Here is a 1,578-nt window from a genome sequence, read left to right as displayed (position 1 = left end):
TGCCGCAACCTCGGCCGAGCTGGCGGCGCTCATCCTCGAAGAGGCCGAAGTCGCCGTGGTTCCCGGCGAGGCCTTCGGCCCCAGCGGTTTCCTGCGATTCTCCTATGCCCTCTCCGACGAGGACCTCGTCGAGGGCCTGGGGCGGGTGCAAAAGCTCCTCGGCTGACGCCCCGCGGAGCCGCCGTCGGCCTCCCCGCGGGCCTTCGGCGGCATCCTGGCAGGCAGCGGCATCCCGCACGAACTTTGACTGACGCCCTCGCCCGCTCTGCGACTTCAGCGATGGCGGTAGGCCCGCTCGAGCCACGCCTCGGCCGTCGAAAGGCGGCCGAGGGCGTCGTCGATCCACTCGGCGCCGTCGACCCGCTTCGCTCCGGCGACGAGCGAGAGCACCACCCCGGCCGTGCGCGCGCACAGCGCCACAGGGTCTACGGCGTGCTCGCAGGCGTCCCTCCATATCGGAAGGTCGTCCTGAACGTACGGGTACGAGTCCGGGGCCAAATGCGGAAGAACGCTCATGTGGCCGAGCAGGCAGGCCCAATCGTCGACTCGGTGGCCGGGCCCCAGCGAGTCGACGTCGATGATTCCCGTGACCCGCGACGAATCGTGGGAGACGAAGATGTTCGCCTCGTAGAAGTCTCCGTGGACGGGAACCAAAGGCCCGGGGTCCGAACTGGCGAGAAGCTCATGGATTCCGTGCGCCACGGCCTCGCAACGGACGCGTTCCTCCGGCAATGCGGTTCCGGCGGCGTGCGCGTAATGCGTGGAACGGTCCGCCCAAGCGGGCCGATGGCTGAGCGAGAGGGCCTCGCGCGGCAAAGCGTTCAACAAAGCCGTGAGAGAGCCGAGCAGAGGAGCCGCATTTCTTCCCATGCCGCGCGAAATGGCGGTTGAGAGCGGAATCCCATTGGCGGCTCCGATCACCAGGAGACCTCGGACGTCGTGGATGAGGACCGGCGGCGCGGGAATCCCGGCGCGGGAGAGCATGATGTGCCGCTTCGCCAACGATTCGACTTGCGGGGGGCGCGCGACTTTCGCGTAACTGACGGAATTCGCCGCCCGCACTCGGACGACGGCGCGCCGAGTGGGGCGATAGCTCATGAGCTCCACGGACACGGGCATTCCCAAAAGGGCGCTCATATGCTCGGGCGAGCAGGCCAAGAACAGCGCAGGAAGCTCAGGATCGGCGGGGTAGCGCCAAACGGAGAACGTGGAGTCCCCCTTGGACACGTACACGAGACCCGGGGTGTTGGGGTGGGACAGGCGCGCCGTCGAAGCGCACAGATACTCCTCCACGCGCATGTGGGCGCCGTTGGGGAGTATCCGGTCGAGCGTCACCGAATAACCGGCCGTCACTCCTGCGCCGGGGCGATGATGGATCGAATGGACTTCCCACCCCCGTATAACCGCAGGCTGTCCCATGTTCATGAGAGCGCTGCGCAGAATCTCACCGGCGCCGCTGCCGATGAGCAATGCAAGGTCCGCCTTTTCACGGTCCTTCCCGGGAATGCTCATATATAAGTTCTACCGTACAGCGCGGGCCAGAGTGCACGTTAAACACAACATGTTGATATTCGAACA

At 66.2% G+C, this 1,578-nt stretch carries 2 protein-coding genes; one reads left to right on the top strand and one right to left on the bottom strand.

Annotation, left to right across the window (positions count from 1 at the left end):
- Positions 1–166, top strand: a 166-nt coding sequence (locus ACO48X_RS05460; protein ID WP_485001125.1) for an aminotransferase class I/II-fold pyridoxal phosphate-dependent enzyme, incomplete at its 5' end; no start/stop codon positions are given.
- A 107-nt stretch (positions 167–273) separates the two neighbouring features.
- Here the strand turns inward: ACO48X_RS05460 and ACO48X_RS05455 are convergent.
- On the bottom strand, positions 274–1,512 hold the full coding sequence (locus tag ACO48X_RS05455; protein WP_485001111.1) for a phosphotransferase family protein: 1,239 nt from the start codon (positions 1,510–1,512) through the stop codon (positions 274–276).
- Positions 1,513–1,578: the final 66 nt, after the last annotated feature.

The organism is Peptidiphaga sp. (genome assembly GCF_057238965.1).
This window is presented reverse-complemented; position numbering and strand designations above follow the sequence as displayed.